19 protein-coding genes, 2 tRNA genes and 1 pseudogene are annotated in these 25,280 nt (G+C 61.7%); 11 read left to right on the top strand and 11 right to left on the bottom strand.

Translation table 11 applies throughout. The features are described 5' to 3' along the window. Positions 1-223 precede the first annotated feature (223 nt). From clpX to AC1DYW_RS31720, 4 genes are all read left to right on the top strand, one after another. Positions 224-1,498 (top strand): ATP-dependent Clp protease ATP-binding subunit ClpX, encoded by a 1,275-nt coding sequence (gene clpX, locus AC1DYW_RS31735; protein ID WP_023759839.1) that lies wholly within the window; start codon positions 224-226, stop codon positions 1,496-1,498. 306 nt (positions 1,499-1,804) lie between these two features. After that, a complete protein-coding gene (gene lon, locus AC1DYW_RS31730) occupies positions 1,805-4,216 on the top strand; it encodes an endopeptidase La (protein ID WP_184870800.1) in 2,412 nt (803 codons plus the stop codon). 302 nt (positions 4,217-4,518) lie between these two features. Continuing rightward, the gene (locus AC1DYW_RS31725; RefSeq protein ID WP_023798342.1) at positions 4,519-4,791 is read left to right on the top strand and encodes an HU family DNA-binding protein; all 273 of its coding nucleotides are present in this window, start codon (positions 4,519-4,521) and stop codon (positions 4,789-4,791) included. Positions 4,792-5,098: 307 nt separating this feature from the next. Next, complete coding sequence (locus tag AC1DYW_RS31720; protein WP_457153672.1) at positions 5,099-5,281, top strand: hypothetical protein; 183 nt, start codon at positions 5,099-5,101, stop codon at positions 5,279-5,281. 168 nt (positions 5,282-5,449) lie between these two features. Here the strand turns inward: AC1DYW_RS31720 and AC1DYW_RS31715 are convergent, their stop codons facing one another. Continuing rightward, on the bottom strand, positions 5,450-6,472 hold the full coding sequence (locus AC1DYW_RS31715) for an aldo/keto reductase (RefSeq protein ID WP_477228806.1): 1,023 nt from the start codon (positions 6,470-6,472) through the stop codon (positions 5,450-5,452). Positions 6,473-6,648: 176 nt separating this feature from the next. Between AC1DYW_RS31715 and AC1DYW_RS31710 the strand changes: the two genes are divergently transcribed. Continuing rightward, positions 6,649-7,215, top strand: a complete 567-nt coding sequence (locus tag AC1DYW_RS31710) for an SIS domain-containing protein (RefSeq protein WP_477228805.1) — start codon at positions 6,649-6,651, stop codon at positions 7,213-7,215. A 3-nt stretch (positions 7,216-7,218) separates the two neighbouring features. Continuing rightward, positions 7,219-7,962 (top strand): creatininase family protein, encoded by a 744-nt coding sequence (locus AC1DYW_RS31705; RefSeq protein ID WP_477228804.1) that lies wholly within the window; start codon positions 7,219-7,221, stop codon positions 7,960-7,962. Here AC1DYW_RS31705 and AC1DYW_RS31700 read toward each other — a convergent pair. The 4 genes from AC1DYW_RS31700 to AC1DYW_RS31685 all read right to left on the bottom strand — a co-directional run bounded on the left by AC1DYW_RS31700 (position 7,959) and on the right by AC1DYW_RS31685 (position 12,081). Further along, entirely contained in the window at positions 7,959-8,273 is a 315-nt protein-coding gene (locus AC1DYW_RS31700; RefSeq protein ID WP_477228803.1) for a hypothetical protein, read from the bottom strand. The genes AC1DYW_RS31705 and AC1DYW_RS31700 overlap by 4 nt on opposite strands. Positions 8,274-8,276: 3 nt before the next feature. Further along, positions 8,277-9,194 carry a carbohydrate ABC transporter permease gene (locus AC1DYW_RS31695; protein WP_457153676.1) on the bottom strand — a complete coding sequence of 306 codons (918 nt, stop codon included), beginning with the start codon at positions 9,192-9,194 and terminating at the stop codon, positions 8,277-8,279. A gap of 12 nt (positions 9,195-9,206) precedes the next feature. After that, the gene (locus AC1DYW_RS31690; RefSeq protein WP_477228802.1) at positions 9,207-10,328 is read right to left on the bottom strand and encodes a carbohydrate ABC transporter permease; all 1,122 of its coding nucleotides are present in this window, start codon (positions 10,326-10,328) and stop codon (positions 9,207-9,209) included. Between the two features lie 88 nt (positions 10,329-10,416). After that, positions 10,417-12,081, bottom strand: a complete 1,665-nt coding sequence (locus AC1DYW_RS31685) for an ABC transporter substrate-binding protein (protein ID WP_477228801.1) — start codon at positions 12,079-12,081, stop codon at positions 10,417-10,419. A 287-nt stretch (positions 12,082-12,368) separates the two neighbouring features. Between AC1DYW_RS31685 and AC1DYW_RS31680 the strand changes: the two genes are divergently transcribed. Genes AC1DYW_RS31680 through rbsK form a run of 3 tightly spaced genes read left to right on the top strand, consistent with a single transcriptional unit; the run spans position 12,369 to position 14,844 of the window. Continuing rightward, on the top strand, positions 12,369-13,427 hold the full coding sequence (locus AC1DYW_RS31680; RefSeq protein WP_477228800.1) for an ABC transporter ATP-binding protein: 1,059 nt from the start codon (positions 12,369-12,371) through the stop codon (positions 13,425-13,427). A gap of 27 nt (positions 13,428-13,454) precedes the next feature. After that, positions 13,455-13,907 (top strand): RbsD/FucU family protein, encoded by a 453-nt coding sequence (locus AC1DYW_RS31675; RefSeq protein WP_457154674.1) that lies wholly within the window; start codon positions 13,455-13,457, stop codon positions 13,905-13,907. Positions 13,908-13,911: 4 nt separating this feature from the next. Then, entirely contained in the window at positions 13,912-14,844 is a 933-nt protein-coding gene (gene rbsK, locus AC1DYW_RS31670) for a ribokinase (RefSeq protein WP_477228799.1), read from the top strand. 98 nt (positions 14,845-14,942) lie between these two features. On the opposite strand, the gene AC1DYW_RS31665 is transcribed toward rbsK, so the two are convergent. Beyond that, the gene (locus AC1DYW_RS31665) at positions 14,943-18,041 is read right to left on the bottom strand and encodes a beta strand repeat-containing protein (protein ID WP_477228798.1); all 3,099 of its coding nucleotides are present in this window, start codon (positions 18,039-18,041) and stop codon (positions 14,943-14,945) included. A gap of 467 nt (positions 18,042-18,508) precedes the next feature. Between AC1DYW_RS31665 and AC1DYW_RS31660 the strand changes: the two genes are divergently transcribed. Further along, positions 18,509-19,561, top strand: a complete 1,053-nt coding sequence (locus AC1DYW_RS31660) for a helix-turn-helix transcriptional regulator (RefSeq protein ID WP_477228797.1) — start codon at positions 18,509-18,511, stop codon at positions 19,559-19,561. A gap of 135 nt (positions 19,562-19,696) precedes the next feature. Here the strand turns inward: AC1DYW_RS31660 and AC1DYW_RS31655 are convergent, their stop codons facing one another. The 3 genes from AC1DYW_RS31655 to AC1DYW_RS31645 all read right to left on the bottom strand — a co-directional run bounded on the left by AC1DYW_RS31655 (position 19,697) and on the right by AC1DYW_RS31645 (position 21,993). After that, positions 19,697-20,923, bottom strand: coding sequence for a glycosyltransferase (locus tag AC1DYW_RS31655; protein WP_477228796.1), 1,227 nt, complete (start codon positions 20,921-20,923; stop codon positions 19,697-19,699). Continuing rightward, positions 20,917-21,483 carry a polysaccharide biosynthesis C-terminal domain-containing protein gene (locus AC1DYW_RS31650; RefSeq protein WP_477228795.1) on the bottom strand — a complete coding sequence of 189 codons (567 nt, stop codon included), beginning with the start codon at positions 21,481-21,483 and terminating at the stop codon, positions 20,917-20,919. The genes AC1DYW_RS31655 and AC1DYW_RS31650 overlap by 7 nt, the downstream gene beginning before the upstream one ends. Before the next feature lie 433 nt (positions 21,484-21,916). Further along, positions 21,917-21,993, bottom strand: a tRNA-Asp gene (locus tag AC1DYW_RS31645). 217 nt (positions 21,994-22,210) lie between these two features. On the opposite strand from AC1DYW_RS31645, the gene AC1DYW_RS31640 reads away from it, so the two are divergent. Next, positions 22,211-22,286, top strand: a tRNA-Val gene (locus tag AC1DYW_RS31640). A gap of 120 nt (positions 22,287-22,406) precedes the next feature. Here the strand turns inward: AC1DYW_RS31640 and AC1DYW_RS31635 are convergent. Continuing rightward, positions 22,407-24,662, bottom strand: a complete 2,256-nt coding sequence (locus AC1DYW_RS31635; protein ID WP_477228794.1) for a calcium-binding protein — start codon at positions 24,660-24,662, stop codon at positions 22,407-22,409. Positions 24,663-24,814: 152 nt separating this feature from the next. Continuing rightward, positions 24,815-25,280 (bottom strand): annotated as a pseudogene (locus AC1DYW_RS31630) (calcium-binding protein); the annotation flags it as partial.

The following is a 25,280-nucleotide window of genomic DNA, read 5'->3' as shown; positions in this document are numbered from 1 at the left end:
TGTTCCCTCGGGGGCTAGGATTGCCTACGTTAAGGCTATGTTGAGTTTCGGCGGCTTAGCTTTATGCGGGGCTGTCGCGAATCATTGCCACGTTTTCTGATTTGTGTTTCGTACGGAATGCGTTGCAGGAGCCGGACACTGGCGGCGGCGGATTCCCGCGATAGATGAGAGTATGCGCCCTTTCAGCCAGACCATCGGCGGGCGGCCATGAAAGGACATGAAAATGAGCAAGGTCGGCAACAACAGCGGCGATTCCAAGAATACGCTCTACTGCTCGTTTTGCGGCAAAAGCCAGCACGAAGTGCGCAAGCTGATCGCCGGTCCGACGGTCTTCATCTGCGACGAGTGCGTCGAGCTCTGCATGGACATCATCCGCGAGGAGAACAAGACCTCGATGGTGAAGTCGCGCGAGGGCGTGCCGACACCGCAGGAGATCCTCAAGGTTCTCGACGACTATGTCATCGGCCAGCCCTACGCCAAGCGCGTGCTGTCGGTGGCCGTCCACAACCACTACAAGCGCCTCGCGCATGCCGGCAAGAACAACGATGTCGAGCTGGCGAAGTCGAACATCCTTTTGATCGGCCCGACCGGCTGCGGCAAGACGCTGCTGGCGCAGACGCTGGCCCGCATCATCGACGTGCCCTTCACCATGGCTGATGCGACGACGCTGACCGAAGCCGGTTATGTCGGCGAGGATGTCGAAAACATCATCCTCAAGCTGCTGCAGTCGGCCGACTACAATGTCGAGCGGGCGCAGCGCGGCATCGTCTACATCGACGAGATCGACAAGATTTCGCGCAAGTCCGACAATCCCTCGATCACCCGCGACGTGTCGGGCGAGGGCGTGCAACAGGCGCTGCTGAAGATCATGGAAGGCACGGTCGCCTCCGTGCCGCCGCAGGGCGGCAGGAAGCATCCGCAGCAGGAATTCCTGCAGGTCGACACCGCCAACATCCTGTTCATCTGCGGCGGCGCCTTCGCCGGGCTCGACAAGATCATCTCGGATCGCGGCCGGAAGACCTCGATCGGCTTCGGCGCCATCGTCGCGTCGCCCGAGGATCGCCGCACCGGCGATGTCTTCCGCCTGGTCGAGCCCGAGGATCTCTTGAAATTCGGTCTTATCCCCGAATTTGTCGGCCGTCTGCCGGTCCTGGCAACACTGGAGGACCTCGACGAGCCGGCGCTGATCCAGATCCTGACCGAGCCGAAGAACGCGCTGGTCAAGCAGTATCAGCGGCTGTTCGAGATGGAGAATGTCGACCTGACCTTCCACGAGAACGCCCTGTCGGCGATCGCCAAGCGTGCCATCGAGCGCAAGACCGGCGCGCGCGGCCTGCGCTCGATCATGGAAGCGATCCTGCTCGACACGATGTTCGAACTTCCCGCGCTCGAAGGCGTGCGCGAAGTGGTTATTTCGGAAGAGGTGGTTACCGGCAGTGCCCGGCCGCTCTATATCTACTCCGAGCAGAAGGAAAAGAAGGGCAATGTCAGCGCCTGACATGAGCCCAAAGCGGAATTTTGAAACGGCGCCGCAAGGCGCCGTTTTGCTGTCACGCAGGGTTTTGCGGCTACGCCCGGTCTTGCAGTCACAAATCTGTCACTTGCGGGCAAGTTGGAGGAGCGGATTTGTACGGGCCTCTTGATCTTTGTGGATCGTGCATCCAACTAACTGGAGAAGGCCGAGGTGCCCGATTTCTGTGCTGTAAAACTCCCGTCATAAACGGTGGTAGGCGGAACGATCCCCGGTCGTTAATATGAGATTCGCGGTTGGCTGATTAGCGGCCGCGACATGAAAGGTTGGACAATGGCCAAAATATCCAAGGCTCCCAGCGACGGCGTCTTCGCAGTCCTCCCACTGCGCGATATCGTGGTGTTCCCGCACATGATCGTTCCGCTCTTCGTCGGGCGTGAAAAGTCGATCAAGGCGCTGGAAGAGGTGATGGGTCAGGAGAAGCAGATCCTGCTTGCCACCCAGATGAATGCCGCCGACGACGATCCCGAGCCCGATGCCATCTTCGACATCGGCACGCTCGCCAATGTGCTGCAATTGCTGAAGCTGCCCGACGGCACCGTCAAGGTTCTGGTCGAAGGCGCCTCGCGCGCGAAAATCGTCTCGTTCACCGACCGCCCCGACTTCCACGAGGCCCGCGCCACGGCGCTGGTCGAGCCGGAAGAGGAAGAGGTCGAGGTTGAGGCGCTGGCTCGCTCGGTGGTCACCGACTTCGAGAACTACGTCAAGCTGAACAAGAAGATCTCGCCCGAAGTGGTGGGTGCCGCCAGCCAGATCGACGACTATTCCAAGCTCGCCGACACGGTCGCGTCGCATCTCGCCATCAAGATTCCTGAGAAGCAGGAAATGCTGGCCACGCTCTCGGTCAAGGAGCGGCTGGAAAAGGCGATGGGCTTCATGGAAGCCGAAATCTCCGTCCTGCAGGTGGAGAAGCGCATCCGTTCGCGCGTCAAGCGCCAGATGGAAAAGACACAGCGCGAATACTACCTCAACGAGCAGATGAAGGCGATCCAGAAGGAGCTCGGCGAAGGCGAGGACGGCCGCGACGAGGCTGCCGAAATCGAGGCGCGCATCAAGAAGACCAAGCTCTCCAAGGAGGCCCGCGAAAAGGCGGAAGCCGAGTTGAAGAAGCTCAGGACGATGTCGCCCATGTCGGCGGAATCGACCGTCGTGCGCAACTATCTCGACTGGATCCTGTCGATCCCGTGGGGCAAGAACTCCAAGGTCAAGCAGGACCTGGCTTTCGCGCAGAACGTGCTCGACACCGATCATTTCGGCCTCGACAAGGTCAAGGACCGCATCGTCGAGTACCTTGCCGTGCAAAGCCGCCAGAAGAAGCTGAAGGGGCCGATCCTGTGCCTCGTCGGCCCTCCCGGCGTCGGCAAGACCTCGCTCGGCAAGTCGATCGCCAAGGCGACCGGTCGCGAATTCATCCGCATGGCGCTCGGCGGCGTGCGTGACGAGGCCGAGATCCGTGGCCATCGGCGCACCTATATCGGCTCGATGCCCGGCAAGGTCATCCAGTCGATGAAGAAGGCTAAGAAGTCCAACCCGCTCTTCCTGCTCGACGAGATCGACAAGATGGGCCAGGATTTCCGTGGCGATCCGTCGTCGGCGCTGCTCGAGGTGCTCGATCCGGAACAGAACTCGACGTTCATGGACCATTACCTTGAGGTCGAGTACGACCTGTCGAGCGTGATGTTCGTGACGACGGCGAACACGCTGAACATCCCTGCGCCCTTGATGGACCGCATGGAGATCATCCGTATCGCCGGCTACACCGAGGACGAGAAGATCGAGATCGCCAAGCGGCACCTGATGCCGAAGGTGGTGCGCGACCATGCCCTGCAGCCGAAGGAGTTCTCCGTCGGCGAGGACGCGATCCGCGCCATCATCCAGACCTACACCCGTGAAGCGGGCGTCAGAAGTCTGGAGCGCGAGCTGATGAAGCTTGGGCGCAAGGCGGTGACCGAGATCCTGAAGACGAAGAAGAAGACGGTCAACATCACGGCGGCGAACCTCGCCGACTACCTCGGTGTTCCGCGCTTCCGCTTCGGTCAGGTCGAGGCTGACGATCAGGTCGGTGTCGTTACCGGGCTTGCCTGGACGGAAGTCGGCGGCGAGCTGCTGACGGTCGAAGGCGTCATGATGCCCGGCAAGGGCCGCATGACGGTGACAGGCAACCTGCGCGACGTGATGAAGGAATCGATTTCGGCGGCGGCCTCCTACGTCCGCTCGCGCGCCATCGATTTCGGCATCGAGCCGCCGCTGTTCGACAAGCGTGACATCCACGTGCACGTGCCGGAAGGCGCGACGCCCAAGGATGGACCGTCGGCTGGCGTGGCGATGGCGACCGCGATCATCTCCGTCTTGACCGGCATTCCGATCAAGGCCGATGTGGCGATGACCGGCGAGATCACGCTGCGCGGCAGGGTGCTGCCGATCGGCGGGCTTAAGGAGAAGCTGCTTGCCGCGTTGCGCGGCGGCATCAAGAAGGTGCTGATCCCGGAAGACAACGCCAAGGACCTGGCGGAGATTCCGGACAACGTGAAGAACGGCATGGAAATCATTCCGGTCTCGCGGGTCGGTGAGGTGTTGCGCCACGCGCTGGTGCGTATGCCGGAGCCGATCGAGTGGGTCGAACCTGTCAATCCGCCGGCGACGACCGACACCGCGGACGATGCCGGCAAGACGCTTGCACATTAGAGCGGCGGCGCGCGTCCACCTGGACGCGCAAAGGACGCTCTGACACTCGGGACTTGCGCATGGTCCCTTCCGAAAACCGGCTACGGTTTTCGGGGTCATGCGTAAGTTTTCGCTAAGGTTGCAGTGCACAAACAGAGAGCCGGGCTTCGCGCCCGGCTTTTTCATGTGAAAAACCCCGGAATTCCGGGCTTTTTCCGCTTTTTCTTGGGCATTTCGACTTGGTTGCGGGAACGCTTCTTTCTAAAGTCCGTTTCCTGCCGGATGAGTCGTAAGTTCCGGTGTTCTCATGGAAGGGAATTTTTATGAACAAGAACGAACTGGTGTCCGCTGTCGCCGACGCCGCGAGCATTTCGAAGGGTGACGCACAGTCGGCGGTTGACGCGGTGTTTTCCGTGATCACCGGCGAACTGAAGAAGGGCGGCGATGTCCGGCTTGTCGGCTTTGGCAATTTCACCGTGTCAAAGCGTGCGGCTTCGACGGGCCGCAACCCGCAGACAGGCGCCGAAGTCCAGATCCCGGCGCGTACCGTGCCGAAGTTCTCGGCCGGCAAGGGCCTCAAGGACGCGGTCAACTAAGCGACTTTTTCTTTTCAGAGACCAGAAAAGCCGGGCTTGCCCCGGCTTTTCTTTTTTGTGCCCGACGCCGGTACACGCGACCAGAAAAGCCGGGCCTGGAGTGGATCTCTGGGTCATGCCGTCCCGGAAAATGAAGGCGCGAAGCAGCCAAACTCGCGCGTCCGGAGAACCGGGATGAAGGGGCGCTTGGCGCGAGTCCGCTTTTGCGCTCGACCGAGCGCCCTGGCCATACTATCCTGCACCCTAGGACATTGGCGGCGCTGCTCCACGTCGGGAAGAGGTTCCCCATGCCTAGGGGTGTTCGGAAATGAACCTGTTGATCGACAAGCTTGCCGGATTGGTCTTTATCGTCATTGGCTTCCTGCTGGCGGCATCGGGTTACCGGGCCGCATCGACGGGATATATGGCTGCCGGGATCGTTCTGCTCGCCATCGGAATTGCACTGGTGGTACGCAAGGTGTTGCGGCGAAATCAGGACAATCAACAGTGATGGCCGCCAGGGGTAGAGGGCTGACCCCCTGGCTCCGCACGATCCGGGATGATCTCAAAACACGCCTGGGCCGTGCACCGTGAACGGATTCAGGCGACGCGCTTTGGGTCTTTGCTCTTATGCATGCCGTTGTCCCAAAACCGGGTCCACCTTTGGGCGATACATGCACTAGCCATTCGGCGCCTCGGCGCGCATCAGGCCTTCCTGCTTGAGATCGGCCCACAGCGCCGCCGGCAGCTTTGCGTCGAGCAGCGAGCGGTTGCTCTCGACTTCGCTCGGCCGCTGGCCACCGGGGATCACCGAAACCACCGAAGGGTGCTGCAGAGGGAATTGCAGGGCAGCCTCGATCAGCCGCACGCCATGGCGCGTGCAGACGGCGTCGATGCGCGCGACGCGCTCCATGATATCCTGTGGCGCCTCGGAGTAGTTGTAGTACGCGCCGGGCTTTGGCCCGGTCGCCAGAATGCCGGAATTGTAGGGTCCGCCGAGGACGATGCCGATGCCGCGCGCCTGGCAGAGCGGCAGGAAGGACGCCAGCGCCTCCTGTTCCAGCAGCGTATAGCGCCCGGCAAGCAGGAACAGGTCGAAATCGCCGCGCTCGGCCAGCGTCTGGGCAACCTGCCACTCATTGATGCCGCCACCGAACGCCTTGATCACGCCCTGGTCGCGGAGCGACAGCAGCCCGTAATAGCCCGAGCGCATGAACTCCTCGATACGCCGGTCGGCCGCTTCCTTGCTGCCATGGGTGAAGATGTCGACATCGTGCACGAAGAGGATGTCGATACGGTCGACGCCGAGGCGCTCGAGCGAGGCTTCGAACGAACGCATGACGCCGTCATAGCTGTAGTCGTAAACCTCGCGGCGCGACGGCGTGTCGAAGAACTTGCCGATGCCGGTGCGCTGTTCCGGCGGGCAGGCGCGCATGATGCGGCCGACCTTGCTCGACAGCACATAGTCATCGCGCTTCTTGGAGCGCAGGAACGGATTGAGCCGCGTTTCCGACAGGCCCAGCCCGTAGAGCGGCGCGGTGTCGTAGTAGCGGCAGCCGGTCGCCCAAGCGGCCTCCAGCGTGGCGTTGGCGTCCTCGTCCGAAACGGCACGGTAGAGATTGCCGAGCGGCGCGGTGCCGAAGCCGAGCTCGGTAAAAGGGATGCCGCCATTGCCGATGCGGTCGAAGTGCCGTGTCTTCATATTCTGCTGTCTGCCTCACTTGATTTGTCTGACATGACACTATCATGCCTGTGGCTCGGCAAAAGCGCTGCAGATCGTTGGACACGCAATTTCGCGGTTGCTAGCATGCGCGAAATCAAGCTGTTCGTCGAAGCAAGGGCGACAATCCCCGGGATGATTTCGATGCCAGGTTTGCCGTGACCGACAACAGCGAAAATCCGTTCAGGACCGCGCTTGGCGAACTCGGCAGCGTGCTGGCACGCGTCGACGGCAGCCGCATCGACGCCGCCTGCAAGATGCTCGCAGGAGCCGGACAAATCGTCGTCTATGGCTGCGGCCGCGAGGCCTTGCAGGTCAAGGGCTTTGCCATGCGGCTCTATCATCTCGGCCTGCCGGTCTCGGTGGTCGGCGACATGAACACGCCGCCGCTGGGACCCGGCGATGTCTTCCTGGCCAGTTCTGGGCCGGGAGAAACCTCGACCGTGCTCACCTTGATGCAGGTCGCGCACGGTGCCGGCGCAACGAACCTGCTGCTGACAGCCCAGGCCGAAAGCAGTGCGGCAAAGCGCGCTGATTTCACGCTGCTCGTTCCCGCGCAGACCATGGCCAACGACCAGGGGACCAAGAAAACGTCGGTGCTGCCGATGGGCTCGGTGTTCGAAGGGGCGCTGTTCCTGCTGTTCGAGGTGATGGTGCTGAAGCTCAGGGAATTGATCGGCGCTACGCCGGAAGCGATGCGCGCCCGCCACACCAACATGGAATAGATCATGCGCTACGAACTGATGCTGCCGCACCAGATCCGCAAGGCGATCGCCGAGAACTGGCCGGTCGCCTTGCCGCTCGGCGTGCTCGAATACCATGGCGAGCACATGGCCGTCGGCATGGACACGCTGGCCGTCATCAAGACGCTGGAGCTGTTCGAGAAGGAGCGCGACATCGTCATCCTGCCGCCCTTCTACTACGGCGCGGCAAGCTACGCCGTGGCGGCGCCGGAAGGCAGCGGCTCGGTGCAGGTCGGTGGCAACGCGCTGGCGCCGTTCGGCGAAGAGCTGTTCTACAGCCTGCTGCGCATCGGCTTTCGCAACATCCACGCCATCATCCACCACCAGACCGAGAATTTCGCCGCCGGCATGCCGACCGATCTCGCCTTCAAGACCGCCGGCCGGCAGGCGATCTTCCGCTTCCTCGAAAAAGAGCGCGGCGAGGGCTGGTGGGGCTCGGAGGCGATGGCTAACTATTATGCAGCGCACGCCGAGGGCGGCAATTTCTTCAACTGGGTGCAGGTGCATCCGCTGATGTCGGCGGCAATGAACGGCAAGTATCCGTTCGACCATGCCGGCATCGGCGAGACCTCGCTGATGCTGGCGCTATGCCCGGAGGCTGTCGATGCCAGTCACTTCGAAGACAACAAGAGCTGGTACACGGCGACCGCCAAGGACGCTTCGGCCGAGCTCGGGCAAAAGGGCGTCGCCATGATCATGGATCATTTGCGCGCGATCCTGAGGAGCTAACCGCCGATTTTCTGCCGCTCCGCCCTATAGTCGGCGATCGACTTGTCCGGATCGCTTTTGGTCGCGACGGCCCAGATGAAGGTGCCGCCGCCGGCAATGGCAAGGATGGCAAACAGCGCGATGCCGAGCGGAAATATCCTGGTGTAGAGCACGATCAGCAGCATCGACAGGCCGCCTCCCACCATCGCCACCACAAAGCCGGCGATGACGGCGCTACCCTGCCAGGCGATCGGCATGACGCCCTTTCCGTAGCGGTCGTAGCCCTTGTGGCCAACGCGGATGTTGCGCGCGAACCAGTATTTGGCGGCCATCGCCTATTTGACCGCTCCCGCGGTCATGCCCATGATCAGATAGCGTTCGAGCGCGATGCCGATGACGGCCAATGGCGCAATTGCCGCAGTGGCTAGCGCTGCCATCGACCACCAGTTGATGCCTTGCGAGCCGGTCTGGCTCGCCACCATGACCGGAATTGTCTTGGCGTCGGTCGAGGTCAGCAGCGCAGCGAAGAAATACTCGTTCCAGCACAGCACCATCGCCAGGATGAAGGCGGCGACCATGCCCGGCAGCGCGATCGGCATGACGATGCGGAAGAAGGCGCCCCAGATCGACAGCCCGTCGACGAGCGCTGCTTCCTCGAGCTCGACCGGTATGGAATTGAACTGGTCGCGCATGATCCAGATGACGATCGGCAGCACCATCAGCGTGTAGAGCAGGATCAGTCCGACGCGCGTGTCGAGCAGGCCGACCTCCCGGTAGAGCACCAGGAAGGGCAAGGCCAGCACCACCGGCGGCAGGATCAGCTGCGACAGGAAGAAGAACGAGATGTCTTCGTTCTTGAACCAGGCGAAGTGGTAGCGATAGCGGGTAAGCCCGTAGGCGGCGAGGCTGCCGATGATGATGGCGAGGCTCGACGCGCCGACCGAGGTGATCACCGAGTTCATGAAGCGCTTGAAGAACTCATCGCGCACCGTCGAGGTCTGGAAGATCGAATCCGGCGACAGGCCGAGAGAACGCCAGCCCTTCCAGTCCGGCTGGAAGTCGACGAACGGGATCAGGTGGCCCTGGGTGACGTCGACCGCCGATTTGAACGAGGTGGTTATCGTCCAGTAGATCGGAAACAGGCAGATGAAGGCCCAGAACACCAGCGCGCCATAGATGAAGACGCGGCTGGTGATGAAGCTCGCCGGAGAGCGGATTTCGGAAACGGTGTACTCGGTGGTTTGAACGCTCATGATCCCGGCCGCTCAGTTGACGTTGCGCACGAAGCGGTTGGCGAATTTCAGCAGCCAGGTCACGAACACGACGATGATGATGAGATAGACCATCGCCAGCATGGTGCCATAGCCGACATTCGAGCGGTCGCGATATTCGCGGTAGATGAAGCTCGATACCGAATCGGTGGCGCCGCCCGGGCCGCCCGACGTCACCGTGATGATGATGTCGGCAAGCTTCAGCTTGAAGATGATGCGTAGGATCACCGCCGTCACCGACACCGGCAGCATCAGCGGGAAGGTGACTTGCCAGAAGGTCTGCCACGCATTCGCGCCGTCGACCCGTGCCGCTTCCAGTATCTCACGCGACATGGCCTGTAGACCGGCGAGCAGCATGATCATCATGAACGGGATGAAGGTCCAGGCATCCAGCACCATGATCGAGATACGGGCGATGATCGGGTCGCTGAAGAAGGCCGGGTTTTCCCAGCCGAGATAGCGCGCCAATGTTGCCGCCGGCCCGAAGCGGTATTCCATCAGCGACTTGCCGACCATCCACGACACCGCGACCGGCGACAGCATCAGCGGCATCAGGAAGACGACGCGGAAGAATTTGCGGGCGCGGATCTGCGCGTTGAGCAACAGCGCCAGGCCAAAGGCAATGACATACTCTACCAGCACTGCGAGCACATAAAGTACCATGTTGAACAACGCGTTGCGGTAGTAGGGATCGCCCAGCATCTGCCAGAAATTGGCAAGCCCATTGAACTTGCGGCCGCTGAAGGAACTGAGGTTCCAGTCGGTCAGCGCGATATAGAAACCGAACAGCGTCGGGAAGATCACCATGGCGATGGTGAACAGCAGTGCCGGCAGCAGGAACAGAGCACGCTGGCCGTCCTCGCCGCGTGTCAGCACCTGGCCGATACCGAGCGCCACGCCCCACAGAACATAGGCATAGACGACAGGGCGCCACGTCTCGAAGCCGATGGTATCGGCTTCGGTCTTGTACAGGATCTCCAGCACGATCACCGCCAGCAGGCCAAGCGTCGCAACAGCCATCAGCGCCCAACCGAGGCGTTTTCGGCCGGGCGAAATCAGATCGGAAGGGTCGGCATCTGCCGGCCACTGGTTCGCGGTCGAAGTCGGGTCAGTCACAAATCTCGCCCGTTTGAAGGCTCATCGAGGAGCCGGAGCCGGTCTGCTGTGGTCCGGCGTTGCCGCCGGACCACGGTTTCACAATAGCCTACATGCCGAGCGAAGCTTTGTAGAGCTTGACCTGCTTTTCGCGGCCGATCTGGTCGGTCAGCTTCTCCCAGGCCGCTGCGATGGCGTCTGCGCCTTCTTGCGCCTTCATCTTGCCGGCGAAGGTGTTGGCCAGAATATCCTCGGCGGCGCTGTAGTACTGGAAGATGCCGGGGATGCGCGGCTCGATCGCCGCGTTCGGATGGTTGTACGAATCGCCTTCCGACTTCAGGTACGAGGTGATGAAGGCCTCGTCGTAGCCTGCCGCCACCCATTCCGGAATGTCGAAGTGGGAGTTGCGATAGGGCTGGAAGCCCGACGGATACATCGCCGTCCAGATCGACAGGTCCTTGCCGCCGAGATGGGCGGCCGCGGACCATGCCGCCTTCTTCTTCTTCTCGTCGGCATCGACGCGGGCCATGACATAGACGCCCCAGCCGAGATAGGCGCAGTTCGGCGAGTAGTTCGGCCCGCTGGCGAGCTTTTCCCACTTGCCTGTCTTGGAATTGTAGACGTCGTCGGAGCCGGGCAGGATCGAGAAGCCAGTGACGTCGCCGATGACCGAGGAATCATTGGTCTTGACGTTGGAGCCGATGTCGCCCCACCAGGGGATCATCGAACCGGTGCCGGCCAGGAACTGCTGGAAGCCGGTGGTGTTCGGGTCGGCGTTGATCTGGTCCGCCGGTTCGTTCGGCAGCGCGTCGATGACGTCCTGGATTGCCCGCACCCAGGCCGGGTTGTTGATTCGCGGCTTCATCGTATCGGCGTCGAACAGCCAGGCCTTGTCATCGGGATGCTTGGCGTAGGCGGTGGCGCGGCTGCCGAGGAAGTAGAAGCCGAAACCGCCCCACGGCTTGGGCGCATCGAGATAGCCATAGACGTCCTGGCCCTTGAACTTCTTGCCTTTGAGGAACTTGGTGACCGCCTGGACCTGTTGCCAGGTCTTCGGCACGCCCCACTCGCCTTCACCGCCGCCATCCTTCCAGGCCTTGGCGAGGTCGGCATCGGCGAACACGTCGGTGCGGTAGTTGAAATTGTGCGTGTCGCCGTCAATGGTCACGCGATACTGCTTGCCATCCCAGGTGCCGACGGGAGGCTTGAGATAGTTGACCAGATCGTCGAAATCGATCTGCTTCTTGACCCAGTCGGGCATCTCGGACGTCAGGCCCTTGCCGCAGACATCGCCTTCGAACGGCGCGCCCATCTCGATGATGTCGAAGTCGACGGTGCCGGTGGCGATCGATTGCTGCAGGCGGGCGTTGTAGTCGGCCTGCGCCAGATCGATCCAGCTGATCTTGGCACCGGTATAGGCTTCCCACGGCTTCAGGAAGCCACGGAACAGCACATTGTGCAGGTTCTGGTTGTTGAGACCCATGAACGTCAGCTCGACGCCGGCGAATTCGCCTTCCTTGACGTTGGCCTTGGTCGCTTCGAGGCAGAGTTCACCGACCTTCTGGAAGTCGGCGTCGGTCGGCTGACCTTTGCCAACGCCGGGGATCTGCAGAATCTTCGAGCGCAGTTCGCTTGCGGCGGAAGCCGGCCGGGTGAAAGCGCCGAGCCCGGCGCCGGATGCGGCCGCGATCGCAGCCATGCTGGCCGCGCCCTTCAAGATGTCGCGCCTTGTGGCGCCGGCACGGACCAGTTTATCGTAAAGACCTGTTCTCATCGACTATTCCTCCCAGAAATCAGTGTGAATGGATGTGGCCATTCTGTCGGACGCTGGAGCGCCAGCGATACGTCCGGCTCGGAAACGAATTAGCAGGACCCCACCCTGCGTCGATTGAAGCTCCGATTGCGGATCTGGTTCCGACTTTGGACCAGCACTCGTCACTATTCTCACAACCAAACGCCGTGTCAACGAGGGCAGGTTTTTATCTATAAGAGACTGACTTGCCCTGACCGATTGCGTTGGTTAGCTTCTGCGCCTACGGCAGTGGAGCCGATGGGGGAGATATGGCGCAAGTCGCAATCAGCAAGGTGGCCAAGGCGTTTGGAACCGTCAAGGTTCTGCACGAAGTCAGCGTCGATATCGCCGACGGACAGTTCGTGGTCCTGGTCGGTCCTTCGGGTTGCGGCAAGTCCACGCTGCTCAGGATGGTGGCCGGGCTGGAGACCGTCTCCGGGGGCACGATCGCCATCGGCGACCGCATCGTCAATCATTTGCCGCCGGCCAAGCGCGACATCGCCATGGTGTTCCAGAACTATGCGCTCTATCCGCACAAGACGGTCGAGCAGAACATGGCCTTTGCGCTCAAGCTGCGGAAAACTGATCCGGCCGTGGTCGCCGAGCGGGTCAAGCGCGCCGCCGACATCCTCGACCTCAACCCCTTCCTGAAGCGCTATCCCCGGCAGCTCTCCGGCGGCCAGCGCCAGCGCGTGGCGATGGGCCGCGCCATCGTGCGCAATCCGCAGGTGTTCCTGTTCGACGAGCCGCTGTCCAACCTCGACGCCAAGCTGCGCGTGCAGATGCGCACCGAGATCAAGGAATTGCACCAGCGGCTGAAGACCACCACCATCTACGTCACCCACGACCAGATCGAGGCCATGACCATGGCCGACAAGATCGTCGTCATGCGCGACGGCCGCATCGAGCAGGTCGGCGCGCCGCTGGAACTGTTCGACCGGCCGGCCAATCTTTTCGTCGCCGGCTTCATCGGCTCGCCCTCGATGAACCTGCTCAAGGGCACCATGCGCAAGGGTGGCAAGGCCGGCGTCGAGATATCAGGCTCACTGTTCCCGATTGCATCGGACAACGCCGCGCGGGACGGGCAGGCTGTCGTCTACGGCGTGCGGCCGGAGCATCTCGAGATCCATCCCGATGGCGTGCCGGCGAGGATTTCGGTGGTCGAGCCGACGGGCTCGGAAACGCTGGTGTTCCTGCGCTTCGGCGAGGGTGAGATGGTGGCACTGTTTCGCGAACGCCACGACTTCAAGCCGGGCGACACGCTTACCTTGAAGCCACGGCTCGACCAGATCCATCTCTTCGACGCCGAGACCGGCAAGCGTCTCTGATCTCCAACCGACTTCACGAGGAATACCATGCTCAAAGGGATCAATCCGTTGCTCAATGCCGACGTGCTGCAGGCATTGCGGGCGATGGGCCATGGCGATGATTTGATCATCGCCGACACCAATTTTCCGGCCGATTCGGTGGCGCGCCAGACGGCGCTGGGCCGCCTGCTGCGCATCGATGCGCCGGCCGCCGACGTGGCCAAGGCCGTGCTGTCGCTCTACCCGCTGGACACGTTCGTCGACGATGCCGCGGCGCGCATGGAGATCGTCGGCAAGCCCGACGAGATCCCGCCCGTGCAGAAGGAAGTGCAGAAGGAAATCGACAAGGCCGAAGGCAAATCGTGGCCGATGATCGCGGTCGAGCGCTACGCTTTCTACGAGCGCGCCAAGCAGGCCTATTGCGTCATCCAGACCGGTGAGCGCCGCTTCTACGGCTGCTTCGCCTTCCGCAAGGGCGTTGTGCCGCCGGATGCGGAGTAGCGGCATGGTCTCGGGCAAGCCTGTCGTCATCCTTGGTGTGTTCGTCGCCGATACCGCCTACCGCGCCGATCGCCAGCCACGCATGGGCGAGACGATCCTCGGCAACTCGTTCAAGCTGGGGCCGGGCGGCAAGGGCTCGAACCAGGCGGTCGCCGCCGGCAAGCTCGGCGCCGACGTCACCTTCCTCACCCGCCTCGGCGTCGATCCCTTCGCCGACATGGCGAGGCAGACCTGGGCCGGCGCCGGCGTCAAGGATGCCGTGATCGACACGCCGGAAAGCTACACCGGCGCTGCCTACATCTTCGTCGAGGAGACGACCGGCAACAACGCCATCATCGTAAGTCCCGGCGCGGCGATGCTGATTTCGCCGGCCGATATCGAAGCCAATGCCACGCTGATCAGCAGCGCCGGCGTCTTCGTCACCCAGCTCGAACAACCGATCGATGCCGCGCTGCGGGCGCTGGAGATCGCGCGCGGGGCAGAGGTGACCACCATCCTCAACCCGGCCCCGGCGGCAAAACTTCCTGACCGCATCTACACGCTGTGCGACTATCTCACGCCCAACGAGACGGAGACGGAGGAATTGACCGGCATGAAGGTCTCCTCGCTCGATGAGGCGCGCGCCGCCGCCGCAAGCCTGATCGAAAAGGGCGTCGGCACGGTCATCGTCACGCTTGGTGACAAGGGCGCGCTTTTGCACTCCAAGAACCGCTCCGACCATGTTCCCGCCGTTAGTGCGGGGCCGGTTGTCGAGACCACGGGGGCGGGCGACGCCTTCAACGGAGGCCTCGCCGCCGCGCTGTCGCGCGGTGTCGAGCCGCTGCAGGCGGTGCGTTTCGCCTGCGCCGTCGCCGGTATTTCCGTGACGCGACCGGGCACCGCGCCGTCCATGCCGACGCTGCAGGAGGTCGAGGCGCTGCTGGCGCGGGCGACCTGATAGCCTTGTGTCGGCGACCGTCTGGGTTCAACCCTTGTCCGGTGACGATCATTTACAGCCGAGATCATTTGGCTGTGCGAGCGTGAAAATCTACCTGGCTAAATCACCACGAAATCGGCGTTGGTGAGCGCCAGGTTTGCGGCCAGCGTGGCGAAATGGGTCGAGCCGCCCGCCGCACTGCCGTTGCTGTCATAATAGAGCCAGCCGGTATCGGTCTCGTAGATGATGTGGTCGTTGCCGTCGCCGGCAAGGCCAGTTGTGTTCTTGACGAACTGGTCGGCCATCAGCGTGCCATTGCCGCCAAGTGCGGCAAAGATCGCATTGTCGAGGTGGATGGTGTCTTCGACCGCTGAGAAGTCGGTGATGTGGTCGACATTGGTCGAGGCGTTCAGCGCCGTGGTGAAGACGAAACTGTCGTTGCCGGTGCTGCCGGAGAGCGTGTCATTGCCGAGCAGGCCGTTGATGRCGTTGTTGCCGGAATTGCCGGTGATGAYRTTGGCGGTCGAGTTGCCGGTGCCGTTGATCGARGCCGCACTGCGCAGCGCCAGGTTCTCCAGCTCCTGTCCCGACAGGTTGAACGAGACGAAGGCCTGSACRTTGTCRGTRCCCTCGCCGTTGAGCTCGACGACATGGTCTCCGGCATTGTCGACATAGTAGGTGTCGTTGCCGATACCGCCTTGCATGGTGTCGGCGCCCGCCTTGCCATCCAGTGTGTCGTTGCCGCCCAGGCCGGTGAGCGTGTTGACGCCCGAATTGCCGTTCATCGCGTTGGCCAGGCTGTTGCCGGTGGCGTTGATCGAGGCGGCACCGAGCAGCGTCGCGTTCTCTATATTGCCCGTGAAGTGGTTGCCATCACTGAGGTTGATCGAGATGTGGCCGTTGACGGTATCGGTGCCGTTGGCGCCGGCGGTGCTTTCACTGACGATATCGCCGGCATTGTCGACGAAGTAGGTGTCGTCGCCCTGCGCTCCGCTCATCGTGTCGGCGCCGCCTTTGCCGTCCAGCAAATTGTCGCCGGAATTGCCGGTCAGCATGTTGGCCAGGCTGTTGCCGGTGGCGTCGATGGAGGCCGCGCTGCGCAGTGCGACGTTCTCGATGTTGCCCGTGAAGTGGTTGCCATCGCCGAGGTTGATCGAGATATAGCCGTTGACGGTGTCGGTGCCGTTGGCGCCGACAGTGCTCTCACTGACGATATCGCCCGCATTGTCGACGTAGTAGCCGTCGTTGCCCTGAGCGCCAGTCATGGTATCGGCACCGATGCCGCCATCCAGAATATTGGCAACATCGTTGCCGTAGAGCTGGTCCGCATGGCTCGATCCGGTCAGGTTTTCGATGAAGGTATAGCTGTCGCCATTGGCGTCGCCGGTATTGACCTTGTGATTTGAGAGGTTCGCAATGACGCCTGCGGCAGCGCTTGCATAAGAGGCCGTATCCGAACCGTCGCCACCATTCAGATTGTCCTCGCCGCCTCCGCCGATCAGCACGTCGTTGCCGAGGTCGCCACTAATGGTATCGGCGTGGGACGACCCGGTAATCGTATTGGCAAGGCCGTTGCCAACGATGGCGATTTGGTCAGTGGAATCTGCCCAGTTGGTGAAAGTTGCGGTCGAAAGGCTGAAATTCGACGCTGTCGCATCGAGGTCTATGTGAAGACCATCGGTGAAGCCCGACCCTAGATATGTGCCTCCCAGGGCGGCTGACTGATCGAGCAGATGCAACGTCGTTCCGCCGAAGCTGACGGTGCCGGCATTCGCCAATGCCTGTACCGACGCGCTGTTTCCCGACAGCCCGCCGAGAGCAAAAGTGGCCCCTGCGGAAATCGCCAGTCCGGATGAATCGGCAATCGAACCCGACCCGGACAGCACCAAGGTTCCCGCCGTGATCGTGGTCTGGCCCGTGTAGGTGTTCAGGCCTGACAGGACCTGGGTTCCCGCGCCGCTTTTTATCAGGTTGAGCTCGCCAAATACCGCCGAGCCGTTCGAGATCACGCCTGCAAACTCCCTCACGTCGCCAAGGCTTACACTCGTCGTCAAGGTGGCCGCGGTAACAGTATCGGCCCGGACTTCGCCGCTGCCGGTCAGTCCGGCGATGGTCTGGTCGAAAGTGCTGATATTGAGCGTCGCGCCAGCTTTTACGTCGACGACACTGGTGGCGCTGAAGGCGTGGTCGGCTCCCGCCCGCAATGTTCCGATCGCGACAGTGGTCGTGCCGGAGTAAGTATTGGCGCCTGACAATGTCAGGGTGCCGGTGCCGATCTTGTTTAACCCTGTATGGCTCAAGCTATTCGCGAAAACGCCCGAGAAGATGGAGCTGCCGGCCTCATAGACGTTAGCGACAACATCGGAAAGGCCGTTGTTGGTGATCAAGCCCGCCCCGGTCAGATGGTTCAGTTCCAGATAGAAGCCATTGGCGTCGAGAACCGCTCCGGCCGCGATATTGGTGTTGGCCAGCCCGTTGGTGAAGGACGCGAACGCCTTGCCCGCTCTCAGCGTGCCGCCGTCAATGGCAAGCGAGCCCGCATCATTGGCGGTGATGCTGCTTGAGCCAAAGTAAATCGTTCCCTTATCCGTCGCGCTGCCAAAATGCACGGCGGTCCCGGCGCCGCCGAGCGCCGCGAACGTACCGGTCAACGAAAGTGACGTGCCCGTCTGTGCCCTGATAAACGTTGAAACGCCGGCGAGTTCGATCAGATCGTTGGCAAGTGTCGCGCCGCCTGTAGACCGGAACACGCTATCGCCGGCGAACGTGATGTCTCCCGTTCCGAACGCAGCGGCGCCAAACGAAACTGTGCCTTGATTGATTTGCGTTCCGCCCGACCAGTTGTTGGTCGCATCAGACAGCTTCAGCGTGCCGAGGCCGGATTTGGTTAGCAGTCCCGTTCCAGTAATCTGCGCCTGAACGTCGAGGGTCGTGTTGGTTCCGGTCGTCGCGATCAACGTTGCCGCATTGAGCTGCAGCGTCAGCGAAGACGCCAGCACGCTTGCCTGTAGATTGGAGGTCGACGTTACGCTGATGATCGCACCGCCGGCCTTGTTCATGATGAGCGAGCCGTGTTCGAGACTGTAATTCTCGATGGCGGAACTCGCCAGGTTCAAGGTGCCGACCGTGAACGGACCTTGAACCGCCAGGTCGATGTGATGCGTGACGCTGACGCCTAGATTAGTGAAATCCGCTGTAGCACCGATTGCGTCAGGCACGCCGCCAGTCCAAAATGCAGCGTTGGACCACGCGCCACCTGCAAGACCATTCCAAACCGACATGCTGACCCCCGCCAAAACTGATTCTCAATTGAAGCAGACGTTTTCCTGAGTCCTTGCGCCTGGACGCAGTCTTGGAATCCGACGCTACTCAGGGCCAGGGCGTCTTGAATTGACGCGCTCTGGAACCTGCCTTGTGCCGCCCACTAGGCCTGGCGTGTTGCAATGTCGTCACCCGAAAGAATGAGGTCTCAGAAATCCTTCGGCTTGCGTTGAGCTTTTCAGGGCCATGCTGGTATAGGCAGGGCGTGCGGTATCCCTGACTGACAAAAAGGGAAGGCTCTGTTGGGCAGGGGCAAATGTACAGGCTGAGCAACGAGTTGCTTTCGTCGATCATCGGCGACATCTACGATAGCGCACTCAATTCGGAGTTCTGGACCGTCGTCATGGTCCGACTCACGGAGGCCGTGGACGCCGCCTATTCAACCATCGCGCTGGCTGATCCCGGCGATCAGTATGGCCGTTTCGCGGCCCAATCGCCTTGGGATGCGGAGCAAATGCGGGTTCTGCAGCAGGACTACGGCTTCGAGGACATTCCAGGTCTGAACGCCGTGGTCGTCGGCGACATCGACACACCGTTGTCGACATTGTCGAGCATGACTGAAGCCGAACTTCACCAGTCACCTTTCTACCGGAACTGGGCTGGCCCGCAGGGCTTGCGCGAGGGCTGCATCACCAAATTCGTGCACACCTCGGATCGGATCGGCCTCGTGAGCTTCACGACACGCGCGAGCAGGGGTGCCGTCACTGCGGAGGAGCAGCGCTTTATGGCGCTGCTTTCTCCTCATTTGCGCCGCGCTTCGCTGATCGGCGACCTGCTCGATCAGGCGCGCGTGACCGCCAGTCTCTATCGCGCGACGCTCGACAATCTTGCAACCGCCGTCGTTCTTACCAGCGCGGATGGCGCGATCCTTTATGTGAACGGCCGTGCCGAGGCGATGCTTTCGACACAGCACCCCATCTTTTCCAGAAACGGCATCCTCCAGGCACAAAATCCGATAACGGGCCGCGCCCTGCTGGAAGCGATATCGGGAGCCGCTGATGCCGATGCCTCGCTTGGCGCGCGCGGCATCGGCTTGCCCTTGTCCGCGGCCGGCCAGCCCCCAGCCGTTGCCTATGTGCTGCCTTTGACCGAGGGGACCGCGCGCGCGGCTTTCCGTCCCGCATGCGCCGCCGTCTTCATCTCGACGACAACCTCGGCCGCGCCGCCCTCAGAGGCGGTGCTGACGACACTGTTCGATCTCACACCGGCGGAAGTGCGGGTTTTGCTGGCCGTGGGTGGCGGACTGACCACGCAGAAGAGTGCGCTGTCGCTCGGGGTCGGTGAGAACACGATCAAGACCCACCTTGGCCGCATCTATGCCAAGACCAACACGACGCGGCAGGCGGACCTCGTCAAGCTAGTCTCCGATATTGGTGTGCCGCTCAGTCCGGGAGCCGTCCCATTGAACATCGCATGACGGTTGGCGATAACGCGGCCGCTGCCTCGGGGCGGGCGCCGCCTTCATCGGTGCTCTGCTGGCCAAGGGGTAATGATCACCTTGGCGGCCGGATCGCCGATGCCGCCAACCAAGCTGAGTTCAAGACTTCGAACCCTATGATTTTTTCGAACGCAAGCTTGTGGATATCCTGCGCAAGGGACTGGTGATGCGCCAGCTTGTGGACTGATACAAGGCCGCGATTTGCATTCGGCATGCTTGCAGCGCCTGTTCGATCTCGTCCTTCTCGTTTCCTGTATCCGAAGCGGCGCTCCGTAGCTCGGCGTTGCGTTGGTGAGCCAGATCGAGCGCGGTGCGCAGCCTCGCGATTTCCGGCTGCAACGCAGCTTCCTTGTCGAACGCGTCCGAAGCGGCCCTCCGTAGCTCGGAATTGCCTTGCTGAGCCAACTGCAGCTCATTGTGCAGCCGCGAGATCTCAGACCGCAGCTTCGCCTTCTCGGCCTCGGCGCTTGCCAGCATCGGGCGGGTCGTTTGGACGTCCTCCCAGGCAAGCCGTGCCACCAGATCACCGACCACGCGGCGCATCTGCGCGCTCCAGGCCGCAGGGTCGACGCGCATCAGGCGCGAGTACTCACATTGTTCGTTGCTGCCGTTCGGTATCCAGACGCGCAAGGCTGAAGGCCACCAGCCTGCTCCGTCCGCGATATCAAGAAAAATGGCCAGTTGCCCCGCCTGTGAGTGACGCGAATTTTTCCATTTGGCGCTGAAATGCAGGACGGTTGGGACGCGGCAATAGGTGAGGGGATTGCGCGGGTTCTCGCGCATGATTCGCCGCCACAATTGCCAATCCCCGCCCGATGCGACGTCTTCCGGCCAGACATCGCGCGACGGCAGGCAATCAGCACGATACAGGAAGCAACTGGCGGGTATCGTGTTGCCGACCTCGGTGAACACCCTGAACTCGTCGGCCAGCTCCAGATTGGTCAGGAAGGGTGCTGCGATGCCATCGGTGGAAACCCACAGCGCCTGGCTGTAGGCGATGGCAGCCCCACCCTTGAGGCCATCCGCTAGGATTTCAAGATGATCCGGAAACAGCAGGTCGTCGTCGGCCGCAAAGCCGATCAGGTCGCCGCGGGCCTCGCGCAGCGCGATATTGCGGTTGGCGTAGCCATAGCTCGGCGCCTTGGGCAAATCGAAGAAGCGGATGCGGGCGTCCTGAAAGGCGTCGACCACCTCGGCCGTGCCGGGCGAGCAGCCGTCGCCGACGACCAGGAGCTCAAAGTCCTCGACGGTCTGATCCAGCACCGATTGGATGGCCAGACCGATGACGTCGACGCGCGAATGCGTCGGCATCAGGATGGAAAAGCGAGGCTTGCTCACCATCCCTTCGCGCTGCCGAAATCATAGGGGATGAGATCGGTGTCGATGGGCAGCCGGTACTTGTCGGGATTTGAGTGATCGTACTGTATCGTTGGAAAATTGATGACCACCACTTCGGACGTTCCGATGTTTCGGTCGGCATGCCAGACAAATTTTGGAATATTGACCAGGCGTGGACGATTGCCGGAGAGGTAAACCTTCGAAATCTTGCCATATGTGCTGGATTCGGGGCGAGGGTCATAAAGAACCAGTTCCAGCTCGCCGCTGACCACAAAGTAGCGATCCTCATGCAGCTTGTGCAGGCCCCAGCCCTTCACCAGTCCGGGGCGAATTGTGAAGATGTAGGAGAAGACCAGCGGGTCGGCGTGCCAGCCCCAGCGCGGGTCGTAGACCTCCGTGACGCTACCACGGTCATCATTGTGCCGGATGCTGTCGAAAAACGTCATGCCGTCTACCAGGGGCGCAATGCTGAGCCGCTGCTCGTCAAGAGTCCGTTGATCCCGCTGAGCTGCGGCAAGTGTGGATTCGAGAATATTTGGGCGGATCCCGGAATGATCGCTCATGAACAAAGCCCCCGTTATTTTGATCGAGTCGTCGGATCGGACTAACTCCCACAATTTTCGCGGGATGTCCTGACCGGGCCACTAGCTTCGCATCGCGACGACGACTTTTTTTGGCGCTGTGCAAAGTTCTGAGCGCGTGGAGCGGCCAGACTTGCCGTTGCAAGCGTGTCAGTTGATCGGAATCTGGATCGGGTGTCGTCTGCGCCGGTATTTCGAATATCCGGCCAAGCCAGTGCCGTTGGGACGGGTTGCAAGAAACAGGGGATGCCGCCCGTGAAGGTATTCAACATCCGTGCGGAGGCAGCCTGCAAGCCGAGGCGCCACCTTCAAAACTCAGACCGGAAAAGGATCCAATCTGCTCTTTCGAGAAAGCATTTCGACAATCAACGTCAACATTTCTCCAAAGCCAAGGGCTTGATACCCTTAGGAGAAATGGCGCGAGTGACGGGGCTCGAACCCGCGACCTCCGGCGTGACAGGCCGGCACTCTAACCAACTGAGCTACACCCGCGCATTGACGAGCACGTGTCAGCCGTGTTCGTCGTTGGGGCGCTGGATAAGGGGTTCGCCACCGGGTGTCAAGCGTAGCAAGACAGCATAACAGCAAACAGGAGAAGGTTTTTTGACAGCCGACGTTTTGTTGGCAAAACCAGCCTCCAACCAGGGCATCCCCGGCTCATTTGGCCTTGCGAAGCCGACCTCGACCGCTTAAAGGTCCGGCCCGGAGCGGGCGATTAGCTCAGTTGGTAGAGCGCTTCGTTTACACCGAAGATGTCGGCGGTTCGAGCCCGTCATCGCCCACCAGATTTCTTCAATCAAAAGCCCTGTGGCGCCGGCACTCCCCGGAGCCAGCAACCGCATAGTCCTTGCTGGGGTCGAGAGCCCGTCACACAGTCCTGATGTGGCGGGCCCATGTAGCGTTCCTCACACCACCACGAAATCCGCGTTTGTCAGCGCCAGGTTTGCGGCCAGAGTGGCGAAATGGATTGAGCCGCCTGCCGCACTGCCGTTGCTGTCATAGGTGAGCCAGCCAGTGTCGGTCTCGTAGATGATGTGGTCGTTGCCATCGCCGGCAAGCCCGGTGGTGTTCTTGACGAACTGCGCGGCCGTCAGCGTGCCATTGCCGCCAAGCGCTGCAAAGATCGCATTGTCGAGCTGGATGGTATCCTCGACCACCGAGAAGTCGGTGATGTGGTCGACATTGGTCGAAGCGTTGAGCGCCGTGGTGAAGACGAAGATGTCCTGGCCGGTGCTGCCGGACAGCGTGTCGTTGCCGCCAAGCCCGTTGATGACATTCGCGCCCGAATTACCGGTGATGATGTTGGCAGTCGAATTGCCGGTGCCATTGATGTTGCCGGTGCTTCTCAGCGCCAGGTTCTCTAGTTCCTGGCCGGACAGGTTGAAGCTGACATAGGCCTGGACATTGTCGGTGCCCTGGCTATTCGCTTCGATGACATGGTCACCGGCATTGTCGACATAGTAGGTGTCGTTGCCGATGCCGCCTTGCAGGGTGTCGGCGCCTTCCTTGCCGTCCAGCGTATCGTTGCCGCCAAGGCCGATCAGGATGTTGACGCCCGAATTGCCGGTGATGACGTTGGCAATGGAATTGCCGGTGCCGTTGATTGAGGCGCCGGTCCGCAGCGCCAGGTTCTCCAACTCCTGACCGGAGAGGTTGAAGGAGATGGTGCTCTGCACGTTGTCGATGCCCTGGCCATTCAGTTCGATGACATGGTCACCGGCATTGTCGACCCAATAGGTGTCATCGCCGGTGCCGCCGCTCATCAGATCGGCGCCGGCGCCACCGTTGAGCGTATCGTTATGGGCTCCACCAAACAGCTTGTCGCTGCCGGCGCCACCGTCGAGCATGTCGTTGCCGGCATCGCCGCTGATCGTATCGTCACCACCAAGACCCGAGAGCGTGTCGGCGCTGGTGCCGCCGTTGATGTGGTCTGCGAAGACATTGCTGCCCTGCCAGATGTCCTTGCCGGCCGTGCCGACGAAGATGGTCGGGTCGAAGATCTGGGCGCGGACGCAGCTGCCGCTGCCATCGCCGGTATCACTGGACTCCCAGGTGGCCACGAAACGGCCATCGGCCAGCGCCGTGGTTGCCGAGTTATACTGAGGGCCAGTTGTCGTCGAATTGACGATGAAGTCGCTGCCGGCCGCTGAACCGTCGGCGTTGTAAAGGTGGGCGCGGATGCAGCTGCCGTCGCCGGTATCACTGGACTGCCAGGAGGCCACGAAGCGGCCATCGGCCAGCACAGTGATCGCGGGGTTATACTGATTACCCGCTGCCGTCGAATTGACGATGAAGTCGCTGCCGGCCGCTGAGCCGTTGGCGTTGTAGATACGGGCGCGGATGCAGCTGCCTTCGCCGTCGCTGCCATCATTGGACTGCCAGGTGGCCACGAAGCGGCAATCAGCCAGCGCCGTGATCGCGGGGCTATACGGATCACCCACTGTCGTCGAATTGACGATGAAATCGCTGCCGGTCGCTGAACCGTTGGCGTTGTAGATGCGGGCGCGGATGCAATTGCCGTCGCCGTCGCTGGTTTCATGGGACTCCCAAGTGGTCACGAAGCGGCCATCGGCCAGCGCCGTGATCGCAGGGCTAGCCTGATCGCTCGTTGCTGTCGAATTGACGATGAAGTCGCTGCCGGCCGCTGAACCGTCGGCGTTGTAGATGTGGGCGCGGATGCAGCTGTTGCTCCCGTCGCCGGCGTCGTAGGACTGCCAGGTGGCCACGAAGCGGCCATCGGCCAGCGCCGTGATTGCGGGGCTGGACTGATAGCCAGTTGCTGTCGAGTTGACGATGAAGTCGCTGCCGCCCGCACTGCCATCAGCGTTGTAGACGCGGGCGCGGATGCAATAGCCATCGCCGTCGCCGGTGTCACCGGACTGCCAGGTGGCCACGAAGCGGCCATCGGCCAGCGCCGTGATCGCGGGGTTAGATTGATCGCTCGTTGCTGTCGAATTGACGATGAAGTCGCTGCCGGCCGCTGAACCGTCAGCGTTATGGATGTGGGCACGGATGCAGCTGCCAGCGCCGTCGCCGGTATCAGTGGACTGCCAGGTGGCCACGAAGCGGCCGTCGGCCAGCGCTGTGATCACGGGGCTGTACTGACTGTTTGTTGTCGTCGAATTGACGATGAAGTCCTTTCCGATGCGTCCGATAGGCATGGCTTGTTCCCTTTCGCTGCCGGCGTGGTGGGAATGGCCAGCAGCCGGCATCGCCTACTGGCATGAACGTAAATCGGTGAGCGCGGTGAAGATCGCTACAAACTCAGAGGTCGCCGACATGGTGCGTTGTTGGGATTGCGCACAAGCCGCGTTCAGATCACCACGAAATCGGCGTTGGTGAGCGCGAGGTTGGCGGCCAGCGTGGCGAAATGGGTCGAGCCGCCCGCCGCACTGCCGTTGCTGTCATAATAGAGCCAGCCGGTATCGGTCTCGTAGATGATGTGGTCGTTGCCGTCGGCGGCAAGGCCAGTTGTGTTCTTGACGAACTGGTCGGCGGTCAGCGTGCCATTGCCGCCGAGTGCGGCAAAGATCGCATTGTCGACCTGGATGGTGTCTTCGACCGCTGAGAAGTCGGTGATGTGGTCGACATTGGTCGAGGCGTTCAGCGCCGTGGTGAAGACGAAACTGTCGTTGCCGGTGCTGCCGGAGAGCGTGTCATTGCCGAGCAGGCCGTTGATGGCGTTGTTGCCGGAATTGCCGGTGATGACATTGGCGGTCGAGTTGCCGGTGCCGTTGATCGAAGCCGCACTGCGCAGCGCCAGGTTCTCCAGCTCCTGT

Source organism: Mesorhizobium sp. P2_D5 (assembly GCF_056404355.1).
The sequence above is the reverse complement of the archived record's forward strand: the minus strand, read 5'-3'. Positions and strand labels throughout refer to the sequence as shown.

What these genes read in the sequence shown, in the direction of transcription:
- AC1DYW_RS31655 (WP_477228796.1), bottom strand. Translation starts at nt 20,923, where the DNA reads ATGGTGAGCAAGCCTCGCTTTTCCATCCTGATGCCGACGCATTCGCGC.
- AC1DYW_RS31685 (WP_477228801.1), bottom strand. Translation starts at nt 12,081, where the DNA reads ATGAGAACAGGTCTTTACGATAAACTGGTCCGTGCCGGCGCCACAAGG.
- AC1DYW_RS31725 (WP_023798342.1), top strand. Translation starts at nt 4,519, where the DNA reads ATGAACAAGAACGAACTGGTGTCCGCTGTCGCCGACGCCGCGAGCATT.
- AC1DYW_RS31695 (WP_457153676.1), bottom strand. Translation starts at nt 9,194, where the DNA reads ATGAGCGTTCAAACCACCGAGTACACCGTTTCCGAAATCCGCTCTCCG.
- AC1DYW_RS31700 (WP_477228803.1), bottom strand. Translation starts at nt 8,273, where the DNA reads ATGGCCGCCAAATACTGGTTCGCGCGCAACATCCGCGTTGGCCACAAG.
- AC1DYW_RS31705 (WP_477228804.1), top strand. Translation starts at nt 7,219, where the DNA reads ATGCGCTACGAACTGATGCTGCCGCACCAGATCCGCAAGGCGATCGCC.
- AC1DYW_RS31650 (WP_477228795.1), bottom strand. Translation starts at nt 21,483, where the DNA reads ATGAGCGATCATTCCGGGATCCGCCCAAATATTCTCGAATCCACACTT.
- lon (WP_184870800.1), top strand. Translation starts at nt 1,805, where the DNA reads ATGGCCAAAATATCCAAGGCTCCCAGCGACGGCGTCTTCGCAGTCCTC.
- AC1DYW_RS31680 (WP_477228800.1), top strand. Translation starts at nt 12,369, where the DNA reads ATGGCGCAAGTCGCAATCAGCAAGGTGGCCAAGGCGTTTGGAACCGTC.
- clpX (WP_023759839.1), top strand. Translation starts at nt 224, where the DNA reads ATGAGCAAGGTCGGCAACAACAGCGGCGATTCCAAGAATACGCTCTAC.
- AC1DYW_RS31715 (WP_477228806.1), bottom strand. Translation starts at nt 6,472, where the DNA reads ATGAAGACACGGCACTTCGACCGCATCGGCAATGGCGGCATCCCTTTT.
- AC1DYW_RS31635 (WP_477228794.1), bottom strand. Translation starts at nt 24,662, where the DNA reads ATGCCTATCGGACGCATCGGAAAGGACTTCATCGTCAATTCGACGACA.
- AC1DYW_RS31675 (WP_457154674.1), top strand. Translation starts at nt 13,455, where the DNA reads ATGCTCAAAGGGATCAATCCGTTGCTCAATGCCGACGTGCTGCAGGCA.
- AC1DYW_RS31720 (WP_457153672.1), top strand. Translation starts at nt 5,099, where the DNA reads ATGAACCTGTTGATCGACAAGCTTGCCGGATTGGTCTTTATCGTCATT.
- rbsK (WP_477228799.1), top strand. Translation starts at nt 13,912, where the DNA reads ATGGTCTCGGGCAAGCCTGTCGTCATCCTTGGTGTGTTCGTCGCCGAT.